General features: G+C 32.2%; 24 protein-coding genes and 1 pseudogene. 23 read left to right on the top strand and 2 right to left on the bottom strand.

Annotated features, from left to right (window positions below; all coding sequences use genetic code 11):
* Positions 1-52 precede the first annotated feature (52 nt).
* From KQ44_RS01520 to KQ44_RS01510, 3 genes are all read left to right on the top strand, one after another.
* The gene (locus KQ44_RS01520; protein ID WP_096735931.1) at positions 53-1,585 is read left to right on the top strand and encodes an aryl-sulfate sulfotransferase; all 1,533 of its coding nucleotides are present in this window, start codon (positions 53-55) and stop codon (positions 1,583-1,585) included.
* Between the two features lie 268 nt (positions 1,586-1,853).
* A complete protein-coding gene (locus tag KQ44_RS01515; protein ID WP_096735930.1) occupies positions 1,854-4,250 on the top strand; it encodes a sodium-translocating pyrophosphatase in 2,397 nt (798 codons plus the stop codon).
* A 141-nt stretch (positions 4,251-4,391) separates the two neighbouring features.
* Positions 4,392-5,147, top strand: coding sequence for a hypothetical protein (locus KQ44_RS01510; protein ID WP_096735929.1), 756 nt, complete (start codon positions 4,392-4,394; stop codon positions 5,145-5,147).
* 127 nt (positions 5,148-5,274) lie between these two features.
* Here KQ44_RS01510 and KQ44_RS01505 read toward each other — a convergent pair whose 3' ends face one another.
* Positions 5,275-6,384, bottom strand: coding sequence for an ABC transporter ATP-binding protein (locus KQ44_RS01505; protein ID WP_096735928.1), 1,110 nt, complete (start codon positions 6,382-6,384; stop codon positions 5,275-5,277).
* A gap of 192 nt (positions 6,385-6,576) precedes the next feature.
* Positions 6,577-7,239 (bottom strand): bifunctional phosphoribosyl-AMP cyclohydrolase/phosphoribosyl-ATP diphosphatase HisIE, encoded by a 663-nt coding sequence (gene hisIE, locus KQ44_RS01500; protein ID WP_096735927.1) that lies wholly within the window; start codon positions 7,237-7,239, stop codon positions 6,577-6,579.
* 399 nt (positions 7,240-7,638) lie between these two features.
* On the opposite strand from hisIE, the gene rpsL reads away from it, so the two are divergent.
* From rpsL to rpsH, 20 genes and pseudogenes are all read left to right on the top strand, one after another.
* Positions 7,639-8,013: a 30S ribosomal protein S12 gene (rpsL, locus tag KQ44_RS01495; protein WP_013114298.1), complete on the top strand. Its 375-nt coding sequence runs from the start codon at positions 7,639-7,641 to the stop codon at positions 8,011-8,013.
* 14 nt (positions 8,014-8,027) lie between these two features.
* Entirely contained in the window at positions 8,028-8,498 is a 471-nt protein-coding gene (gene rpsG / locus KQ44_RS01490; RefSeq protein ID WP_096735926.1) for a 30S ribosomal protein S7, read from the top strand.
* Positions 8,499-8,518: 20 nt separating this feature from the next.
* Positions 8,519-10,600, top strand: coding sequence for an elongation factor G (fusA, locus tag KQ44_RS01485; protein WP_013114300.1), 2,082 nt, complete (start codon positions 8,519-8,521; stop codon positions 10,598-10,600).
* A gap of 70 nt (positions 10,601-10,670) precedes the next feature.
* On the top strand, positions 10,671-11,897 hold the full coding sequence (gene tuf, locus KQ44_RS01480) for an elongation factor Tu (protein WP_096735925.1): 1,227 nt from the start codon (positions 10,671-10,673) through the stop codon (positions 11,895-11,897).
* Positions 11,898-11,981: 84 nt separating this feature from the next.
* The gene (rpsJ, locus tag KQ44_RS01475) at positions 11,982-12,287 is read left to right on the top strand and encodes a 30S ribosomal protein S10 (RefSeq protein WP_008723370.1); all 306 of its coding nucleotides are present in this window, start codon (positions 11,982-11,984) and stop codon (positions 12,285-12,287) included.
* 104 nt (positions 12,288-12,391) lie between these two features.
* Positions 12,392-13,045 carry a 50S ribosomal protein L3 gene (gene rplC, locus KQ44_RS01470; RefSeq protein WP_013114302.1) on the top strand — a complete coding sequence of 218 codons (654 nt, stop codon included), beginning with the start codon at positions 12,392-12,394 and terminating at the stop codon, positions 13,043-13,045.
* A gap of 25 nt (positions 13,046-13,070) precedes the next feature.
* Positions 13,071-13,718: a 50S ribosomal protein L4 gene (gene rplD, locus KQ44_RS01465; protein WP_012671620.1), complete on the top strand. Its 648-nt coding sequence runs from the start codon at positions 13,071-13,073 to the stop codon at positions 13,716-13,718.
* 11 nt (positions 13,719-13,729) lie between these two features.
* On the top strand, positions 13,730-14,023 hold the full coding sequence (rplW, locus tag KQ44_RS01460; protein WP_187287622.1) for a 50S ribosomal protein L23: 294 nt from the start codon (positions 13,730-13,732) through the stop codon (positions 14,021-14,023).
* Positions 14,024-14,035: 12 nt separating this feature from the next.
* Positions 14,036-14,872, top strand: coding sequence for a 50S ribosomal protein L2 (rplB, locus tag KQ44_RS01455; RefSeq protein ID WP_013114304.1), 837 nt, complete (start codon positions 14,036-14,038; stop codon positions 14,870-14,872).
* Positions 14,872-15,141, top strand: coding sequence for a 30S ribosomal protein S19 (gene rpsS / locus KQ44_RS01450; RefSeq protein ID WP_008723378.1), 270 nt, complete (start codon positions 14,872-14,874; stop codon positions 15,139-15,141). The genes rplB and rpsS overlap by 1 nt, the downstream gene beginning before the upstream one ends.
* Positions 15,142-15,152: 11 nt before the next feature.
* Positions 15,153-15,560 carry a 50S ribosomal protein L22 gene (gene rplV / locus KQ44_RS01445; RefSeq protein ID WP_020004612.1) on the top strand — a complete coding sequence of 136 codons (408 nt, stop codon included), beginning with the start codon at positions 15,153-15,155 and terminating at the stop codon, positions 15,558-15,560.
* A 3-nt stretch (positions 15,561-15,563) separates the two neighbouring features.
* Complete coding sequence (gene rpsC, locus KQ44_RS01440) at positions 15,564-16,301, top strand: 30S ribosomal protein S3 (protein ID WP_020004613.1); 738 nt, start codon at positions 15,564-15,566, stop codon at positions 16,299-16,301.
* A complete protein-coding gene (gene rplP / locus KQ44_RS01435) occupies positions 16,301-16,714 on the top strand; it encodes a 50S ribosomal protein L16 (protein ID WP_008723384.1) in 414 nt (137 codons plus the stop codon). Before rpsC ends, rplP begins: the two co-directional genes overlap by 1 nt.
* Positions 16,714-16,920: a 50S ribosomal protein L29 gene (rpmC, locus tag KQ44_RS01430; protein WP_096735924.1), complete on the top strand. Its 207-nt coding sequence runs from the start codon at positions 16,714-16,716 to the stop codon at positions 16,918-16,920. Before rplP ends, rpmC begins: the two co-directional genes overlap by 1 nt.
* A 12-nt stretch (positions 16,921-16,932) precedes the next feature.
* A pseudogene (gene rpsQ / locus KQ44_RS14670) lies at positions 16,933-17,193 on the top strand (30S ribosomal protein S17); the annotation flags it as partial.
* 107 nt (positions 17,194-17,300) lie between these two features.
* A complete protein-coding gene (gene rplN, locus KQ44_RS01420) occupies positions 17,301-17,669 on the top strand; it encodes a 50S ribosomal protein L14 (protein WP_013114308.1) in 369 nt (122 codons plus the stop codon).
* A gap of 2 nt (positions 17,670-17,671) precedes the next feature.
* Complete coding sequence (rplX, locus tag KQ44_RS01415) at positions 17,672-18,013, top strand: 50S ribosomal protein L24 (protein WP_096735923.1); 342 nt, start codon at positions 17,672-17,674, stop codon at positions 18,011-18,013.
* A 15-nt stretch (positions 18,014-18,028) separates the two neighbouring features.
* Positions 18,029-18,592 (top strand): 50S ribosomal protein L5, encoded by a 564-nt coding sequence (gene rplE, locus KQ44_RS01410; RefSeq protein ID WP_013114310.1) that lies wholly within the window; start codon positions 18,029-18,031, stop codon positions 18,590-18,592.
* Entirely contained in the window at positions 18,592-18,777 is a 186-nt protein-coding gene (locus KQ44_RS01405) for a type Z 30S ribosomal protein S14 (protein WP_008723403.1), read from the top strand. Before rplE ends, KQ44_RS01405 begins: the two co-directional genes overlap by 1 nt.
* 17 nt (positions 18,778-18,794) lie before the next feature.
* A complete protein-coding gene (gene rpsH / locus KQ44_RS01400; protein WP_096735922.1) occupies positions 18,795-19,196 on the top strand; it encodes a 30S ribosomal protein S8 in 402 nt (133 codons plus the stop codon).
* The last annotated feature ends 20 nt before the right edge of the window (positions 19,197-19,216 follow it).

The following is a 19,216-nucleotide window of genomic DNA, read 5'->3' as shown; positions in this document are numbered from 1 at the left end:
ATTAATATCTTGTATAAAAATAATTAATATAAATATTTTAGGAGAATAAATTATGAAAAAACTATTATCTATTATTTTACTGATTACAAGTTTATTTGCTTTATCCTGTAATCATAATAAGTCAAACTCTTCATCAACTAGTCCTATTGGAAAAGTAGGAGAGATAGTTGTAGATCCTAATGGAGTAACACCATTATCAGCAGTTTATACAACAGAAAGTGTAAATGCAGCACCTATAACAGTAACAGTTAAAGGTCTTTACGGCGAGCCTGATATAATACATACTTATCCAGCAGGCTATGGTACAGAGTTTGAGATACATGGCATGTTTCCAGAATCTCAAAATATTATAGAGGTTAATGATGGCGGAAGAATTATAAAAAAAGAACATTATGTAGGAGCATTACAGTTTTCTGAAGGTGAAACTATGAGAAAACTGTATCAAGTTTTTCAAGATGATTTGCCTGAAGAAAATTATAAAAATAATCCTAATTTATATTTTGCAACTCGTTATTCTTCTGTTTCTCCATTTTATTTGATTGCCGTATCAAGGAAAGGATTTGTTAGATATGCTTTTAAATATTCTTCTGGTTTTTTTGCTAAACTTAAAATAGAGAATAAAAAATTAGTTATCCATGATACGTTGGGTATTTATGATCTATTAGGTAATAATAAACTAAGTATAAATAATGCTCATCATGATATAATAAGAAAAAATGACAATTATTTGCATTTATCTAGGTCAGGTTATGGAATAGAAGACAGATTATTAGAAACAACTTCTTCAGGTAATAAAGTTAGAGAATTAAGTTTTGCACAATTGATAAAAAACTCACTTGATTTGGGAAAATATCCTGAAGATGAAGCAGTATTTAATCAAATAGTATTTAGTGAGGATATTAATAATATATATAATCTAAACGGAGTAAAAATAGCTATAGATTGGTGCCATGCTAATTCTATAGTATATGATTCTGATACTGATATATTATATGTATCATCAAGACATAGAGGAGTCTTAGCTATAGATTATTCTGAATGGAAATTAATATGGTGGATGGCAGATAACAATTTTAATGTTGTAATAGGAACTGCTTATGATAAGATACCATACGATAAGCATTTGAAAGATTTGAAATCATTAGAACCATACAGAGTAAAAGGAGATGGAGCTGTTAACGGACCTAAAAACCAACATGCATTATTTTTACTTGCTAATGGTAATATTGCTATGTTTGATAATCAGGGGGATGAAGATACTAATCCTAATGGTTCAAGATATGCAGAATATAAAATAACAGGTACTCATGGAAATTATAATGCTGAATTAATTAAAGATTTTAGAGTAGAGGGTAAATATAGCCATTATGTATCTGATGTAGATTTTACAGAAAATGGAAATATTTTATTTACTCATGGTAGTTTGGGAGAAATATATGAGCTAGATCAAAATTCAGGAAGTGTATTATTTTATATAGATTTAACACCTCAGAATGGATTTCTGTACAGAGCAGATAAAATGCCTTTGTATTATGATGAAGGCAGGGTTTATTCAGAGGACTGTAACTTGAAAAATCCTAATTAATTCTAATCTAATAAATTAAATGATGGCTTGATTACAGTAATGTAGTTGAGCCTTTTTAATATTTATATGAGTTTTTTACTATGGCATTATTGTGATATTTTATCATATTCTATAGTAAAAAATACATTATCCTAATTTTTTAAAAAAGTTCAATATAGGTACGGTATGTATAAAAAATACTATAAAAAATAATTGACAATTTATGTAATTTATGCTATAATCCAAAACTGTAAAATTTTTACCAAAATTTAAAAAATAGGGTATGTGTATGAATTATGAAATATTAGCTGAAAATGCCCGCTTCTTTACAATATCAGCGGCAATACTCACATTGGCTTTCGCATTCTATTTTTATAAATGGATGCGTAAACAGGACGAAGGTAATGAAACTATGAAAGAAATAGCTTCGCATGTACGCTCTGGTGCTATAGCTTATCTTAAACAACAGTATAAAGTTATAGCTTTCTTCTTTGCAGGAGCTTTCATTATTTTTGCTATTCTTTCTTATGCATTAAAAGTGCAAAACCCTTTCATTCCTATAGGTTTTTTAACAGGCGGTTTCTTCTCAACTCTTTCTGGTTTCTTGGGTATGAAAACTGCTACTTATGCATCTGCTAGAACTGCTAATGCAGCAAGCAAATCATTAAACGAAGGTTTAACAATAGCTTTCCGTTCTGGTGCTGTTATGGGACTTACTGTTGTAGGTCTTGCTTTGCTTGACATCTCTTTATGGTTTATAGTGTTAAATTTATGGCTTGATAATAGTCTTTTCGGTACAGACTTCCTTAATTTGGCTGCTACTGGAATAACTAAAGGTACTGCTGAATACACTGCTGCTAAAATGCACTTTGTAACTACTACAATGCTTAGCTTTGGTGTAGGTGCTTCTTTCCAAGCATTATTTGCTCGTGTTGGAGGCGGTATATTTACTAAAGCTGCTGACGTTGGTGCTGACTTAGTTGGTAAAGTTGAAGCTGGAATACCTGAAGATGACCCTAGAAACCCTGCAGTTATAGCTGACAACGTAGGAGATAACGTTGGTGACGTTGCTGGTATGGGGGCAGACCTTTATGAATCTTATGCTGGTTCTATACTTGCTGCTATGAGTTTGGGTTCTGCTGCTTTCGGATATATTAACCCTGATGTAAGCCCAATATATGCGGTATCTCTTCCTATGATACTTGCTGCTATTGGTACTCTTTCTTCTATTATAGGTGTATTCTTCGTTAAAACTAAGGAAGGTGCTACTATGGGAGAATTATTAAAATCTTTAAGAGTTGGTGTTTATATAAGCAGTGCTATTATTATAGTTGTTTCTTTCCTACTTGTAAAAATGCTTCTTCCAAACAATTTGGGATTATTTGTTTCTATCATTGTAGGACTTATAGCTGGTAACGTAGTTGGTTTCTTCACAGAATATTATACAGCTGCTGAATACAAACCTACTCAATGGGTAGCTGAACAATCTAAAACAGGTCCTGCTACTGTTATTATAGGAGGACTTGCTGTAGGTATGCAATCTACTTTGATACCTGTTGTTACAGTTGTTATCTCTATAATGTTAGCATTTGGTTTTGCTGGCGGTTTCGGTGCTGAAGCTTCTGCTTTCTCTCAAGGTTTATACGGTATTGCTTTGGCTTCTGTTGGTATGTTATCTACTTTAGGTATTACATTAGCTACTGATGCTTACGGACCTATAGCTGACAATGCAGGTGGTAATGCTGAAATGTCTGGTCTTCCAGAAAGTGTTAGAGAAAGAACAGATGCTTTAGACTCTTTAGGCAACACTACTGCTGCTACTGGTAAAGGTTTTGCTATATGTTCTGCTGCTTTAACTGCTATGGCTTTGATTGCTGCTTATATTGAGGAAATTAAAACTTCTTTGGGAAGAATGATAAATACTGGAAACTTAACTTCTATCGATATAGGTACTGTTCAATATACTGCTAACAGTGCTAAAGAATTATATGACAAAGTTGTTTATAGTTTAGGTATGAATGAGTTTATGAATGCTTTTAATATTCACTTGATGAATCCTAAAGTATTAATAGGTATATTTATTGGTGCTATGTTAGTATTTTTCTTCTGTGCTTTAACTATGAAAGCTGTTGGACGTGCTGCTGCAGGTGTTGTAGAAGAAGTTAGAAGACAGTTCAGAGAAATTAAAGGCTTACTTGCTGGTGAAAAAGGCGTAAAAGCTGATTATGAAAAAGCTGTTCAAATCTGTACTAAATCAGCTCAAAAAGAGATGATTGTTCCTTCTGTACTTGCTATAATAGTACCTGTTGTAGTTGGCTTCTTATTTGGAGTACCTGCTGTTATAGGTATGTTGGTAGGCGGTTTGACTGCTGGATTTGCTATGGCTGTTATGATGTCTAATGCAGGCGGTGCTTGGGATAATGCTAAAAAATACATTGAAGCTGGTAATTTGGGCGGTAAAAAAATCATAGATGAAAAAACTGGTCAAAAAATTACTAACCCTAACCATGCTGCTGCTGTTATAGGTGATACAGTTGGTGACCCATTCAAAGATACTTCAGGACCTTCAATCAACATTCTTATCAAATTAATGAGCTTGATAAGTGTTGTATTTGCTGGTGCAATAGTAGCTTTCTCACCAAAAATTCAGGCATTACTAGGTATAGCTGATCAAATTATTAAGTAATCAATTTATTTAATATCAATATATAAGCTGTCTGACTTTAATTAGTTAGGCAGCTTTTTTATTTTAATTATTATTGGGCTTAAAGTAATTTACAATATTTATTTTATCTTGTTATTTAAATATTGATACTTTGGATTTATTATGAAGTTATTAAAGCATTTTTTGTTTACTGGCATTTTAGCTATTATGATTACATACAATGCTTTTGCTAGTTTAGAGATAAATTTTAATAGTCATTATGGAATTGCTTTTCCTTTTAATTCTATAAAAGTAAATGATAATTATAAAAACACTATTTATGACAGCGTTGATGGCACTTTAGGTTTTGAGGCTCTATTGTTTTTCCAAATCGGAAATTATTTTAAATTATTTGAAGATGATTATACAAGCATTATTAAAGGAGTAAGTTTATTTGGAGATATTGGTTTTAGTATTAATGCTTTGATGTCTGATTATAAAGAGAATAATAATAAATATATGGAACTTATGGCATTTTATTCCATAATGGTTGGTGCTACAGTTAAATTAAATTTCAGCAAAATGTCTATAGGATTTGGTACTGGAATATTAGCACCTTTATATAGTGTAGTAGCTTCAAGCAAATATGGCGGTGTTATTGCAGCACCTGATGATTTGGATAATTGGAATGTTAATGATATGAGAAATCTATTTAAAGCTCCTATAATGCCTTACGTAAAACTCACTGTTGAAGGATTTTTATATTTAGTTCCTAATTTTGCTGTTACTCTTGGAGGCTATATGATGTATAATTTTGGTATGCAGTACAAGACAGATGTTATTAATAGCAATTTAGGCAACAATATATATAATAAATATAATTTTTCGGATCTTTCTATCGGATTAGTTTTAGCTATATCTTTGGGCAGATATAATTAATATATTTGATGGTAACCTAAAAAGTTTAGTGCAATATCAATTATTATTTAAATTAATATTATACTTTATATTTATCTTAAAAAATTAAATTAATATTTCAAAATTATAAAACTTCAGATTATTAATTTTAATAATTCATAATACTTATGCCATTAATATCAAATATATTTATTTTTTTAATATTTGGCTTTAAATAAAGAGTTTCTCCTATATCATAGAGTTTTTCATCTAATGATGAGCTTTGAGAGTATTCTATTGATGACTGATTATCTAATATTTCATCTTTTTCAAAGTATAATGAATAATTTGTATATTTTCCTAAGAAAGTTTTTGATAATATTTTAGTTTTAATAGTGTTATTTTTTTCTTCAGATATATAAAATTCTTCTGGTCTTATAGAAACTATTACTTTATCATTATGCTTGACAGTATCAATTATATTATTAATTTCAAATTTATAACCGTTTTTAAAGCATACAAATGTTTTTGAGTTTTCTTTTAATATTTTTGCATTAAATAAATTTGAATGACCTATGAATGTAGATATAAAAGTATTTACAGGTCTTGAATATATATCTGTAGGTTTTCCTATTTGCTGTATCACTCCTTTATTCATAACTGCAATTGTATCTGATATAGCCAATGCTTCTTCTTGATCATGAGTTACATAAACGGTTGTTATTCCTATATGTTTTTGTATATCTCTTATTACATCACGCATTTCTATTCTTAATTTGGCATCCAAATTTGATAATGGTTCATCCATAAGAAGTACATTAGGAGATATTATAATTGCTCTTGCAAGTGCTACTCTCTGTTGCTGACCTCCTGATAAATGTTCTGGAAGTCTGTTTTGATATTCTTCAATTTTTACTATATTTAATATCTCATCAACTTTATTTTTCATAGACTGTTTAGGTTCTTTCCTTAGTTTTAATCCGTATTCTACATTTTCTCTAACAGTCATATGAGGAAATATAGCATAGTTTTGAAATACCATTCCTATATTTCTTTTATATGCTGGTATATCGTTAATTATTTCATTATCAAATTTTATTATTCCACTTTCTATCGTATTGAATCCTGCTATCATTCTTAATAGTGTGGTTTTTCCACATCCTGAAGGTCCAAGAAGTGTAAAAAACTCTCCGTTTTTTATTTCTAATGATAGATTTGGTATTATTACTGTTTTATCATATTTTTTTAATATGTTTTGAATAGATATAGATACGCTCATATCAGTCTCTTAATTAAGTATATAATGCTTTAGAAAGTTATTAATCATTTATATTTAAATATTTGTAAATATATTTAATAAGTCATTATAATTTTATTGCTATATATTTTTTTATCAATAATATTATTACATTATTAAAGATAAAAGCGTATATATTAGAATAAATAATAGCTTTATATTACTTAAAATTTATTATTTCATACTTTTTTGTTTTTCTTTTTTATCTATTACAGCTCTGCTTGCAAGTTCATCTTTTATATCATCAATAGTTATGTTTTTTTCAACCATCAGTACTAGTGTATGGTATAATAAATCAGCTATTTCGTATATTGTTTCTTTATTTGAATCATTTTTAGCCCCTATTATAACTTCAGTACATTCTTCTCCGACTTTTTTTAATATTTTATCAATACCGCTATTAAATAGGTATGTAGTATATGATCCTTCTGTTTTATTAATTTTTCTTCCCTTTATAAGTTCATAAAGTTTATCTATAGAAAAATCTTTATAATTTTCTTTTGAGAATATATCATTAAAAAAGCATGATTCACTTCCAGTGTGGCAGGCAGGACCATCTTTTATTACTTCTACAATTAAAGCATCATTATCGCAGTCAGTTTTTATAGATTGTATATGCTGATAATTTTTCGAAGTTTCTCCTTTTCTCCATAGTTCTTGTCTGCTTCTGCTGTAGAAACAAGTTTTTCCTTCATTAATACTTATTTGCAGACTTTCTTTATTCATATATGCTAGAGTTAATACTTCTTTTGTATAATAGTCTACAACTATTGCAGGTATTAAACCTTTATCATCAAATTTTAATTTTTCTATTTGGTCTTGATTTATATTATTCATAAATTAAATCCTAAATTTCTGCAAATATTATTAGTAGTAATTATGCTATAATTATTAATTTTTTGCAATATTATTAGCGTAATATTTTTTAAAAAATATTATATTATCTATAATAATATTACAATATATATGTAAAGTTTTTAACAAAAAAATATAAAAAAAGTACTAAAGACTATTGATTTTTTTGTATAGCTGCTTTATAATGCTAAAACTTTCATAAAAGCGATTAAAGCGTATAGTATGTTTTCTCACTTTATTAATTAGGTTTAATACTATAATTGCTCAGTTTGTAAATACTGTTTCGTTTGAAGTTTTAATTTAATTAAAAAGCAGATGCTGTCAATTCGGTTGGATTGGCTTATAAAAAGAAAAAATAAAAAATTAGAGGTTTTGTATTTTATGCCTACAATTAATCAATTAGTAAGAAAAGGTCGCAAGCGTATGATAAATAAAACAAAATCGCCTGCGTTAATGAAATGTCCGCAAAGAGAAGGTGTGTGTACTCGCGTAACAACAACTACACCAAAAAAACCTAACTCAGCTATGCGTAAAATTGCTCGTGTAAGAGTAACAAACGGTATGGAAGTTACAGCTTATATACCTGGTATAGACCATACACTTCAGGAACACAACCGTGTACTTATAAGAGGAGGTCGTGTAAAAGACTTACCTGGTTGTCGTTATCACATAGTTCGCGGAAGCCGTGAAGCTACTGGTGTTGAAAAAAGAATGAAAGCTAGAAGTAAATACGGTACTAAGAAACCAAAGGCTTAATGGAGTAAAATAATATGGCTAGAAGAAGAAGAGCACAAACTAGAAAGATAGATGCTGATCCTGTTTATGGCAGCGTTGTGATTAGTAAGTTTATTAATAAATTAATGTATGACGGTAAAAAAAGTAAAGCTGAAAATATATTTTATAAAGCTATGGATTTAGTTAAACAAAAAACAGGAAAAGATGGTTTAGCAGCTTTTGAAGAAGCTATAAATAATATTAAGCCTCTTGTAGAAGTAAAATCAAGAAGAGTTGGAGGTTCTACATATCAAGTTCCTGTTGATGTAAGACCAGACAGGCAAAATTCTTTAGCTTTTACTTGGCTTATAGATGCTTCAAGAAAAAGAGGCGGAAAAAGTATGATAGAGCGTTTATCAAATGAAATAGTAGATGCTATAGACGGAAAAGGTCAGGCAGTTGCTAAGAGAGATACAGTTCATAGAATGGCTGAAGGTAACAAAGCGTTCGCACACTTCAGGTGGTAGTTTTTAAGGAGAGAGTTTAAGTGGCACGTCAAATTTCATTAGAAAACACACGTAATATTGGTATTATGGCTCACATTGATGCTGGTAAAACTACTTTGAGTGAGCGTATTCTTTATTTCACTGGTAAGACACATAAAATAGGTGAGGTACATGAAGGTGCAGCAGAGATGGACTGGATGGAGCAGGAAAGAGAAAGAGGTATTACTATTACTTCAGCTGCAACCACTTGTTTTTGGAATGGTAATAGAATTAACTTGATAGATACTCCAGGGCACGTTGACTTTACTGTAGAGGTAGAAAGATCTTTAAGGGTATTGGATAGTGCTGTTGGTGTTTTTTGTTCTGTAGGCGGAGTTCAACCTCAGAGTGAAACAGTGTGGAGACAAGCTAGTAATTATAAAATTCCTAGAGCTATATTTGTTAATAAAATGGATAGAATAGGTGCTAATTTCTATGCTGTTTTAGATCAGACAAGAGAAAGATTAAAAGCTAATAGTCACCCTGTTGTTATACCTATAGGTGCTGAAAGTAATTTTGAGGGTGTTATTGACTTAGTAAATATGAAAGAGATAATTTGGGTTTCTGAAGACGGCATGAAAATGGAAGAGAGAGAAATCAGGGCTGAATTAAAAGAAAAAGCAGAAGAATATAGAAACTCATTATTAGAAGCAATTGTTGAATACGATGATGATGCTATGAATAAGTTTTTTGAAGGAGAGGAAATAGATGTTCCTACTATAAAAAGACTTATAAGAACAGCGACATTAACTGCAGACTTCTTCCCAATGTTCTGCGGTACTGCATTCAAAAATAAAGGTATTCAGGTATTAATTAATGGAATAGTTGATTACTTACCTTCTCCAGTAGACAGATCAGAGATAGAAGGTACTGATTTAGACGGAAATGTAGTAAAAAGAAAAATATCAGATGATGAGAAATTCAGTGCATTAGCATTTAAAATAATGACAGACCCTCACGTAGGAAAAATAGCTTTCTTTAGAGTTTACTCTGGTATATTGGAAGCTGGTTCTTATGTGTTTAATGCAACAAAAGGTAAAAGAGAGCGTATCGGAAGAATACTTCAGATGCATGCTAATAAAAGAGAAGAGATTGATACAGTATATGCTGGTGATATAGCTGCAGCAGTAGGACTTAAAGAAACAACAACAGGTGATACTTTATGTCCAGAAAATGCTCCTATAATACTAGAAGCAATCAATTTCCCAGAACCAGTAATTAACGTTGCTATAGAGCCTAAAACAAAAGGTGACAGAGATAAAATGTCTATAGCTTTATCAAGACTTGCTGAAGAAGACCCAACATTCAGAGTTAGTTTTGATGAAGAAACAGGACAAACAATTATCGCAGGTATGGGTGAGCTTCACTTGGAAATTATCTGTGATAGAATGAAAAGAGAATATAAAGTTGAGGCAAATGTAGGACGTCCTCAGGTATCTTACAGAGAAGGTATTAAGAAAACAGTTGAGGTTCAAGGAAAATTTGTGCGTCAGTCTGGCGGTAAAGGTCAGTACGGAGATGTATGGCTTAGAATTGGTCCTAATGAACCTAATGCGGGATTTAAATTTAATAATGAAATCGTTGGAGGAGCAGTTCCAAGAGAATATATACCTGCGGTAGAAAAAGGCTGTGTAGAGTCTATGAATACAGGTGTTCTTGCTAACTATCCTATGCTTGATGTTGTAGTATCAGCTTATGACGGTTCATTCCACCCAGTAGACTCATCAGAAATGGCATTTAAAATTGCTGCTTCAATGGGATTTAAAGAAGGCTGTAAAAAAGCAGATCCTTATTTGTTAGAGCCTATGATGACAGTAGAGGTTGTAACTCCAGAAGATTATATGGGTGATATAATAGGGGACTTAGCTTCAAGAAGAGGTCAGGTTCATGGATTTACAGATAAATCAGGTTATAAATCAATCAATGCTACAGTACCTCTTGCAGAGATGTTTGGTTATACAACAAGTATAAGAAACGTATCTCAGGGAAGAGCAAGCTACACAATGCAGTTCTCACACTATGAGGAAGTACCTAAAAATGTAGCTGAAGAGATAATCGGTGCTAGAATGGGTAATAACAAATAAGTAACTAAAAAAGTTACAAGTTAGATATAAAAATTAAATTTCCTAAAGGATAAATAATTGGAGGATTAAAATGGCTAAAGGAACTTACGAAGGTAAAAAGACACACGTAAACGTTGGTACTATTGGACACGTAGACCATGGTAAAACAACATTAACATCAGCAATAACAGCAGTATCATCTGCTATGTTCCCAGCAACAGTAGCAAAAGTTGCTTATGACTCAGTAGCAAAGGCTTCTGAAAGTCAAGGTAGAAGAGACCCAACAAAAATATTGACAATCGCAACATCACACGTTGAATATGAATCAGACAACAGACACTATGCTCACGTAGACTGTCCAGGTCACGCTGACTACATTAAAAACATGATTACTGGTGCTGCTCAGATGGACGGTGCTATATTGGTAGTATCAGCAGAAGACGGTGTAATGCCTCAAACAAAAGAACACGTACTTCTTTCAAGACAAGTAGGTGTAAATTACATCGTAGTATTCTTAAACAAATGCGATAAATTAGATGATCCAGAAATGGCAGACATCACAGTAGAAGAAGTAAAAGACGTATTAAATCACTATGGTTTTGACGGCGATAAAACTCCTATTATTAAAGGTTCTGCTATTAAAGCTATTCAAGCTATTGAAGCAGGTAAAGATCCTAGAACAGATCCAGATTGTAAATGTATATTAGATCTTTTAAATGCTTTAGATACATATATTCCAGATCCAGTACGTGAAGTAGATAAAGACTTCTTAATGTCAATCGAAGACGTATACTCAATTCCTGGAAGAGGTACAGTTGTTACTGGAAGAATTGAAAGAGGTAAAATCAAAAAAGGTGATGAAGTTGAAATCGTTGGTATCAGACCTACTCAAAAAACAACTTGTACTGGCGTAGAAATGTTCAAAAAAGAAGTAGAAGGTATAGCTGGTTATAACGTTGGTTGTCTTTTAAGAGGTATTGAACGTAAAGCAGTAGAAAGAGGACAGGTATTAGCTAAACCAGGTACTATCACACCTCATAAAAAATTCGAAGCAGAAGTTTATATCTTGAAAAAAGAAGAAGGTGGAAGACACAGCGGTTTCGTAACAGGTTACAGACCACAAATGTACTTCAGAACAACAGACGTAACAGGTGTAATCAACTTACAAGAAGGTTCACAAATGATTATGCCAGGTGATAATGCTAACTTAACTATTGAACTTATCACACCAATCGCTATGGAAGAAAAACAAAGATTCGCTATACGTGAAGGTGGTAAAACAGTAGGTAATGGTGTTGTAACAAAAATATTAGAATAATTAAAGTAGAGAAATAAAAGGGTATACCTTTTTTATTAAAGATATACCCTTTAATAAATTAAGAGAAAGCGAGTAATTCAAGCTATGAAAGAACAGAAAATACGAGTTAAACTAAAAGCCTTTGATATTGAGCTTATTGATCAATCAGCTCAGTCGATAGTAGCTAGTGTAAAGAAAACAGGTGCTAGAGTATCAGGACCTATACCATTGCCTACAAGCATACGTAAGGTAACTGTAATAAGAAGTCCGCATGTAAATATTAAATCAAGAGAACAATTTGAGATGCGTATATATAAGAGATTAATAGATATCTTTGATGTAACTCCTCAAACAACAGAATCTCTTAAAAAATTAGCGCTTCCAGCTGGGGTTGATGTTCAGCTTAAATAAGCGTTTAATTAAATATTAAAGATAAAGCTCTTTACTACGTTTTATCTGTAATAGTTTGAAACAATAGAAAAGTAGTAAGTAAAATCATTATAGAGGATTCGCCGATGGTAGGAATAATTGGCAAAAAATTGGGCATGACAACAGTTTTTGATGAAACTGGTAATGCAATAGCAGTAACAGTAGTAGAAGCTGGTCCATGCACAGTTATGCAGATAAGAGATAATGAGAAAGATGGCTACAGTGCAATTCAATTAGGCTATGGCGCTGTAAAAGAAAAGCATTTGAAAAAGCCACAGATAGGTCAATTTAAAAAAGCAAATTTAGAGCCTAAGAAATATCTAAAAGAGTTCAGAATGGACAATACTAGTTCATATACAGTAGGTCAGGAACTTAAAGCAGATGTATTTCAAGCAGGCGATTTTATAGATGTTAGTTCTTTGAGTAAAGGCCGCGGTTTTGCAGGTGTAATGAAAAGACATAATTACGACGGTGGTCCTATGAGCCATGGTTCTAACTTCAGAAGAAGAGCTGGTTCTATAGGTTGTAACAGCTACCCTGCAAGAGTATGGAAAGGTAAAGGTATGCCAGGACATATGGGTAATGCTTTAACTACTATACAAAACTTGAAAGTAGTTGAAATAAGACCAGATGATAATTTGATTATGATTAAAGGTGCTATACCTGGTGCAGTTAATAGTATAGTGAAATTAACATCAGCAGCTAAAAAACGCAACAAGAAAAAGAACTCAATGAATTAATTTAGAGTAATAACAGGATGATAAAATGGAAGTAGTAATACTAAATGAAAATGGAGATAGCGTAGGCAATTTAGAGATTGTTGATGAGATATTTAAATCAGAAGTTAACAATAATCTACTTTACGAAGCAATCAAAAATGAATTAGCTAACAGACGTCAGGGAACGCACTCTACTAAAACCAGAGCAGAAGTTTCAGGAGGCGGTAAAAAACCTTGGAGACAAAAAGGTACTGGTAGAGCAAGAGCAGGTTCTACACGTTCGCCAATTTGGGTAGGCGGTGGTAAAACACATACACCTAAACCACGCGATTATAGCTATAGATTGCCAAAGAAAATGAAGCGTAAGGCTCTATTGTCTGTTTTATCTTTAAAATATGGAAGCAATGTTCTTAAAGTTTTTGAGGACTTCACTTTTGATGCTCCTAAAACAAAAAGAATGGCTAGTTTTATAAGTAAGGTTAAAGAACCAAATACAAGAAAAGTGGCATTTGTAGTAGGTAAAGATGAATCTTTAGGTGATAATTACAATAAATTATTATTATCATTAAGAAACATTAAAGATTTAAAGCTTGTAAATGCAGACAGTATGTCTATACATCCTTTATTTTATGCTGATGAGGTATATTTTACTAAAACAGCTTTATCTAAATTAAATGCTAGAATTAAGGGTTAAAAAATATGAGCATGTATTCACTTTTAATTGAGCCTATACTTACAGAAAAAAGTAATATGCTTAGAACTGAGCCTAGAGGAACAGAAAAGCGTTATTATGTATTTAAAGTAAGACAGGACGCTAATAAAACAGAATTAATGAAAGCGGTTGAAAAAATATTCAATGTACATCCGCTAGATTGTAAGATAATAAATGTTAAGCCAAAAAAGAAAAATCGCAGAATGAGCAGACGCGGATATACACGTAGCTATAAAAAAGCGATAATAGTTCTTGACGGCAAAGAATCAATAGATATAGTAAAATAATGAGGGACACCGATGGCTATTAAGAAATTTAAACCGACAACACCAAGTTTACGCTATCGTACAGTAGTAGATTTTTCTGATATTACAACAAATGAGCCTTGTAAATCATTAGTATGCGGAAAAAAACGTATAAGCGGACGTGGTTCAAATGGTCGTATAACTATGCGTCGTCGCGGAGGCGGACATAAAAAACTATTTAGATTTGTAGATTTTAGAAGAGATAAGCATGACATAGAAGCTAAAGTGGTTTCTATAGAGTATGATCCTAACAGAACTGCTCGTATAGCTTTACTACACTATACAGATGGCGAAAAAAGATACATAATATGGCCATTGGGACTTAATGTAGGCGATAGAGTAGTAAGCGGTGAAAATGCAAAAGTTAAAATTGGATGCACTTTACCATTGAAAAAAATTCCATTAGGTACTATAATACATAACATTGAAATAACTCCTGGAAAAGGTGGTCAGCTTGTTAGAGCAGCAGGCGGTGGTGCTCAGATAACAGCAAAATCAGGCGGTTATTGTGTAATAAGACTTCGCTCAGGTGAAGAAAGAAGAATACTAGAAAATTGTTATGCTACTATAGGACAAATAGGTAACCTAGATCATTTCAATACTACAGATGGTAAAGCTGGAACTACAAGACATAAAGGCAGAAGACCAAAAGTAAGAGGTGTTGTAATGAACCCAGTAGATCACCCACACGGTGGTGGTGAAGGTAAAAGCGGTCAAGGTAATCCGCACCCAGTTTCTCCAACAGGTGTACCTACTAAGGGTTACAAAACTAGAAAGAAACATAAGTATTCTGATAGATTAATAATCAAAAGAAGAGGGGGTAAAAAATAATGTCTCGCTCTATTAAAAAAGGACCTTTTGTAGATAAGAATCTTTTTAAGAAAATACAAGCTGGAGATAATAAGCACCAAATAAAAACTTATAGCCGTGCTTCAACAATTATTCCAGAAATGATAGGCTTTACTATAAATGTACATAATGGTAAAACATTTGTAGCAGTTTATATACAAGAAAATATGATAGGTCATAAATTAGGCGAATTTGCACCAACAAGAAAATTTATATCTCATGCAGGTGCCGCTAAAGTAGGTAAGAAATAAGGATTTAGACTATGGATTATAAAGTAAAGGTACGTTATTTACGCATTGGCCGCAGGAAAGTATCAAGATTACTTCCTTTTGTTAGAGGAGAGTATGTGAATCATGCTATATCTAATCTTGCAACAATGCCACAGATGTCATCAGTAGTTCTAAGAAAGGCTATTAAAAGCGGAATAGCTAATGCAATATTCCAATCAAGAAATATCAATCCAGATACATTATGGGTAAAAACTGCTTATGTTGACAAAGCTCCAACATTAAAAAGAATACGTGCAGCAAGCAGAGGCAGTGCTGACCCAATATTAAAAAGACTTTCACATATTACTATAATATTAAGTGATGATAAAAAACCTGAAAAGAAAAAATTAAAAGTAAAAAGTGCTAAAGTAGAAGAAGCACCTAAAGCAGCGGAGGTATAAACTATGGGTCAAAAGGTTAGTCCAATAGGTTTAAGACTCGGAATTAACAAAACTTGGTCTAGTAAATGGTTTGAAGATAGCAGAACTTATGCAGACAGTTTGCATGAAGATTTATCTATCAGACGCTATATAATGAATTATTATTATAAAACATTAAAAGAAGAACAAAAGAAAATCGGCGGAAAAAAAGAGTCTTTTGACCCTGCTATATCTGATATACAAATAGTACGTTTCCCAGATAGAATTAATATTTTCATCTCTACTGCAAGAGCAGGTGTTGTAATAGGACCTAAAGGTCAGAGAGTTGAAACTGTAAAAACAGCAGTTCAAAAAATGGTTAAAAAACCAGTACATTTCTCAATTACAGAGATAAGAGATGCAGAGTTAGATGCAACATTAGCAGCACAAAGCGTAGCACGTCAATTAGAAATGCGTGTTGCTTTTAGAAGAGCTATGAAAAGCGTTATAACTCAGGCTATGAAGAAAGGTGCTAAAGGAATAAAAGTTATGTGTTCTGGACGTTTAGCAGGAGCTGACATTGCTAGAACAGAACAATATAAAAATGGTTCAGTACCATTACATACATTAAGAGCTAATATAGATTACGGCACTGCAGAAGCACTTACTACATTCGGTATTATCGGAATAAAAGTGTGGATCTATAAGGGAGAAATTCTTGATAAAAAAGAACATAAGCAAGATGATGCAGGTAAAGTTATCAGTGCCAAAGGAGATAGATAATGTTACAACCATCAAGAATGAAATATCGTAAACATCATAGAGGCAGAATGAAAGGCAAATCAAAAAGAGGAAGTAATCTTACTTTCGGAGATTATGGTTTGATGGCATTAGAACCTGTATGGCTTACAGATAGACAAATTGAGGCTGCACGTATTGCTATATCAAGACATGTTAAACGTGTAGGTAAGATGTGGATAAAAGTATTTCCAGATAAACCTTATACTAAAAAACCAGCTGAAACTAGAATGGGTAAAGGTAAAGGTAACGTTGAATATTGGGTAGCTGTAGTTAAACCTGGAAAAGTAATATTTGAAATATCAGGTGTTCCAGAAGAGTTGGCACAATCAGCTTTCAGATTAGCTGGTTTCAAGCTTCCTATAAAAACTAAGTTCATTAAGAGGGAGGCTATATAATGGCTAAAAATAAAAAAGATTATAAGTCATTGCCTTTAGAAGAGCTTAAAAGTGAACTTCTAAAATTAGAAAAAGAATATCAAGAGCATAGATTTGAAAAAGTAGTAGGCGATGCAAGACAAACACATCAGCTAAAAAAAGCTCGTAAAGATATAGCTAAAGTTAAGACATTTATTCGTCAATATAAACTTGGCATAAAAAAATAGTGAGGTATTACTGTGGAAAGCAAAGCAAAAAAATATAAAAGAGTACTTGAGGGAATTGTAGTTTCTGATAAAATGGATAAAACTATAGTTGTAAAAGTAGAAAGCAAGCAGAAACACCCGCTCTATGGTAAAACTATTAGTAAAAATAAACGCTATAAAGCTCATGACGAAAAAAACGAATGCCATGAAGGCGATTTAGTAAGAGTAATAGAGTGCAGACCTCTTAGTAAAGATAAAAAATTTAGATTGACAAAAATAATTAAGAAAGCAGAACGTCTAGAGAAAGATTCTATAGACAGCGATGTAGAAAGCGTATTAAAACGTGAAAAACATGCTCCAGAAGCAGCAGTTTCTTCACAGGTTGAAGGAGAGTAAGAATTATGATACAAGTACCAAGTACTCTTAATGTAGCCGACAATACTGGCGTGAAAAAGTTAAAATGTATTAAGGTATTAGGCGGAAGCAGACGCAGATATGCTACTTTAGGTGATGTAATTGTTTGCTCTGTAACAGATATAATACCTACTTGCTCTATAGAAAAAGGTAAAGTTGTTAAAGCCGTAATAGTAAGAGTTAAAAAAGAAGTTAGACGTCCAGATGGTTCATACATACGTTTTGATGAGAATGCTGCTGTTATAGTAGATGATAAAAAAGAACCAAGAGGTAAACGTATATTCGGACCAGTAGCACGCGAGCTTAGAGACAGAGGCTTTATGAAGATAGTATCACTTGCACCAGAGGTAATATAATTATGATAAAAAAACAAGATTTAAGTAAGACAAAATATAAAGTAAAAAAAGGCGATACTGTTGAGGTAATAGCTGGAGAGCAAAGCGGCGAACGCGGCGAGGTATTGTCTATAGACAGAAAAAAAGGCAGAGTTGTAGTAAAAAACATCAATATGGTTAAAAAAACTATGCCTAAAACTCAAGAGAATCAAAAAGGCGGTATAGTTGAAAAAGAGGCTTCAATAAATATATCCAATGTAATGGTAGTGGATAAAGGCGGTAAAGCTACTAGAGTTGGAAGAAAAGAAGCAGACGGAAAATTAAAAAGATATTCTAAAAAATCGGGCGATTTTCTTGATAAGTAAGTAGGAGAATAAATTATGTCAGTATTGAAAGATAGGTATGAAAACGAAATTAAACAGTCTCTGCTAAAAGATATGAATTTAAGCTCTACAATGGCTATCCCTAAAATTGAAAAAATAATAATTAATATGGGAGTAACTCAGGCTGTAACAGACAAAAAATATGTTGATTCTGCTGTAGAAGAATTGACTCAAATAGCAGGACAAAGAGCTGTTGTAACAAGAGCTAAAAAATCTATAGCTAACTTCAAATTGAGACAAGGTATGCCTATAGGATGCCGTGTAACTTTAAGAGGTGAGAGAATGTATGACTTCTTAGAGAGATTAATATTCATAGCATTACCAAGGGTAAGAGACTTCCAAGGTATTCCTAGAAGAGGATTTGACGGTAAAGGTAATTACAATTTAGGAATAAAAGAACATACTATATTTCCAGAAATAAGTTTTGATAAAACAGATGCTGTAAAAGGCTTAAATATAACAATAGTAACTACTGCAGATAATGACGATATGGCACGCACTTTATTAGAAAGAGTAGGTTTGCCATTCCGTGCTGCACCTAAAAGTCAGGAGAATAAATAATGGCTAGATTGGCACTTAAAGTTAAAGCTACAAAAAAACAAAAATATAAAACAAGACAATATAACAGATGCCCAATATGTGGTAGACCTCGTGCTTACATAAGACAGTACAAGATGTGCAGAATATGTTTCAGAGATTTAGCTAATAAAGGTTTAATACCGGGCGTAACTAAGTCTAGTTGGTAATTTAAGGAGTTATATAAATGAGCGTACATGATCCAATAGCAGATGCTTTAACTATAATTAGAAACGGATGTAGAGCAAAAAAAGAAGCTGTTACTATACCTTTTTCTACAAAAATGGAAAATATACTTGCAATTTTAAAGAAAGAAGGATATATTAATGACTTCAAAAAAGTAGAAGTAAAAGATAAAAATTTCTTCCGCATAGAAATAGACTTGAAATATTATGAGGGAAGTTCAGTAATAGAGGGCATTCAAAGAGTATCAACTCCTGGTTTGAGAGTTTATACCTCAGTAGACACTATACCTCAAGTAAAAAATGGTTTTGGTATATCTGTAATATCTACAAGCAAAGGCGTTATGACAGATAAACAAGCTAGAAAAGAAAATGTTGGCGGCGAAGTTTTATGCTACGTTTGGTAATAAATTAAGAGGGTATTAAT

The sequence above is a fragment of the Brachyspira sp. G79 genome, from assembly GCF_002379365.1.
Lineage (GTDB): Bacteria > Spirochaetota > Brachyspiria > Brachyspirales > Brachyspiraceae > Brachyspira.
Note: the sequence above shows the minus strand (reverse complement) of the source record. Positions and strands in the feature narration are given on the sequence as shown.

What these genes read in the sequence shown, in the direction of transcription:
- KQ44_RS01405 (WP_008723403.1), top strand. Translation starts at nt 18,592, where the DNA reads ATGGCTAGATTGGCACTTAAAGTTAAAGCTACAAAAAAACAAAAATAT.
- rpsH (WP_096735922.1), top strand. Translation starts at nt 18,795, where the DNA reads ATGAGCGTACATGATCCAATAGCAGATGCTTTAACTATAATTAGAAAC.
- rplE (WP_013114310.1), top strand. Translation starts at nt 18,029, where the DNA reads ATGTCAGTATTGAAAGATAGGTATGAAAACGAAATTAAACAGTCTCTG.
- rpsS (WP_008723378.1), top strand. Translation starts at nt 14,872, where the DNA reads ATGTCTCGCTCTATTAAAAAAGGACCTTTTGTAGATAAGAATCTTTTT.
- rplW (WP_187287622.1), top strand. Translation starts at nt 13,730, where the DNA reads ATGTATTCACTTTTAATTGAGCCTATACTTACAGAAAAAAGTAATATG.
- tuf (WP_096735925.1), top strand. Translation starts at nt 10,671, where the DNA reads ATGGCTAAAGGAACTTACGAAGGTAAAAAGACACACGTAAACGTTGGT.
- rplN (WP_013114308.1), top strand. Translation starts at nt 17,301, where the DNA reads ATGATACAAGTACCAAGTACTCTTAATGTAGCCGACAATACTGGCGTG.
- rplB (WP_013114304.1), top strand. Translation starts at nt 14,036, where the DNA reads ATGGCTATTAAGAAATTTAAACCGACAACACCAAGTTTACGCTATCGT.
- rpmC (WP_096735924.1), top strand. Translation starts at nt 16,714, where the DNA reads ATGGCTAAAAATAAAAAAGATTATAAGTCATTGCCTTTAGAAGAGCTT.
- KQ44_RS01510 (WP_096735929.1), top strand. Translation starts at nt 4,392, where the DNA reads ATGAAGTTATTAAAGCATTTTTTGTTTACTGGCATTTTAGCTATTATG.
- hisIE (WP_096735927.1), bottom strand. Translation starts at nt 7,239, where the DNA reads ATGAATAATATAAATCAAGACCAAATAGAAAAATTAAAATTTGATGAT.
- rplD (WP_012671620.1), top strand. Translation starts at nt 13,071, where the DNA reads ATGGAAGTAGTAATACTAAATGAAAATGGAGATAGCGTAGGCAATTTA.
- rplX (WP_096735923.1), top strand. Translation starts at nt 17,672, where the DNA reads ATGATAAAAAAACAAGATTTAAGTAAGACAAAATATAAAGTAAAAAAA.
- rplP (WP_008723384.1), top strand. Translation starts at nt 16,301, where the DNA reads ATGTTACAACCATCAAGAATGAAATATCGTAAACATCATAGAGGCAGA.
- KQ44_RS01505 (WP_096735928.1), bottom strand. Translation starts at nt 6,384, where the DNA reads ATGAGCGTATCTATATCTATTCAAAACATATTAAAAAAATATGATAAA.
- rpsJ (WP_008723370.1), top strand. Translation starts at nt 11,982, where the DNA reads ATGAAAGAACAGAAAATACGAGTTAAACTAAAAGCCTTTGATATTGAG.
- rpsL (WP_013114298.1), top strand. Translation starts at nt 7,639, where the DNA reads ATGCCTACAATTAATCAATTAGTAAGAAAAGGTCGCAAGCGTATGATA.
- KQ44_RS01520 (WP_096735931.1), top strand. Translation starts at nt 53, where the DNA reads ATGAAAAAACTATTATCTATTATTTTACTGATTACAAGTTTATTTGCT.
- rplC (WP_013114302.1), top strand. Translation starts at nt 12,392, where the DNA reads ATGGTAGGAATAATTGGCAAAAAATTGGGCATGACAACAGTTTTTGAT.
- KQ44_RS01515 (WP_096735930.1), top strand. Translation starts at nt 1,854, where the DNA reads ATGAATTATGAAATATTAGCTGAAAATGCCCGCTTCTTTACAATATCA.
- rpsC (WP_020004613.1), top strand. Translation starts at nt 15,564, where the DNA reads ATGGGTCAAAAGGTTAGTCCAATAGGTTTAAGACTCGGAATTAACAAA.
- rpsG (WP_096735926.1), top strand. Translation starts at nt 8,028, where the DNA reads ATGGCTAGAAGAAGAAGAGCACAAACTAGAAAGATAGATGCTGATCCT.
- rplV (WP_020004612.1), top strand. Translation starts at nt 15,153, where the DNA reads ATGGATTATAAAGTAAAGGTACGTTATTTACGCATTGGCCGCAGGAAA.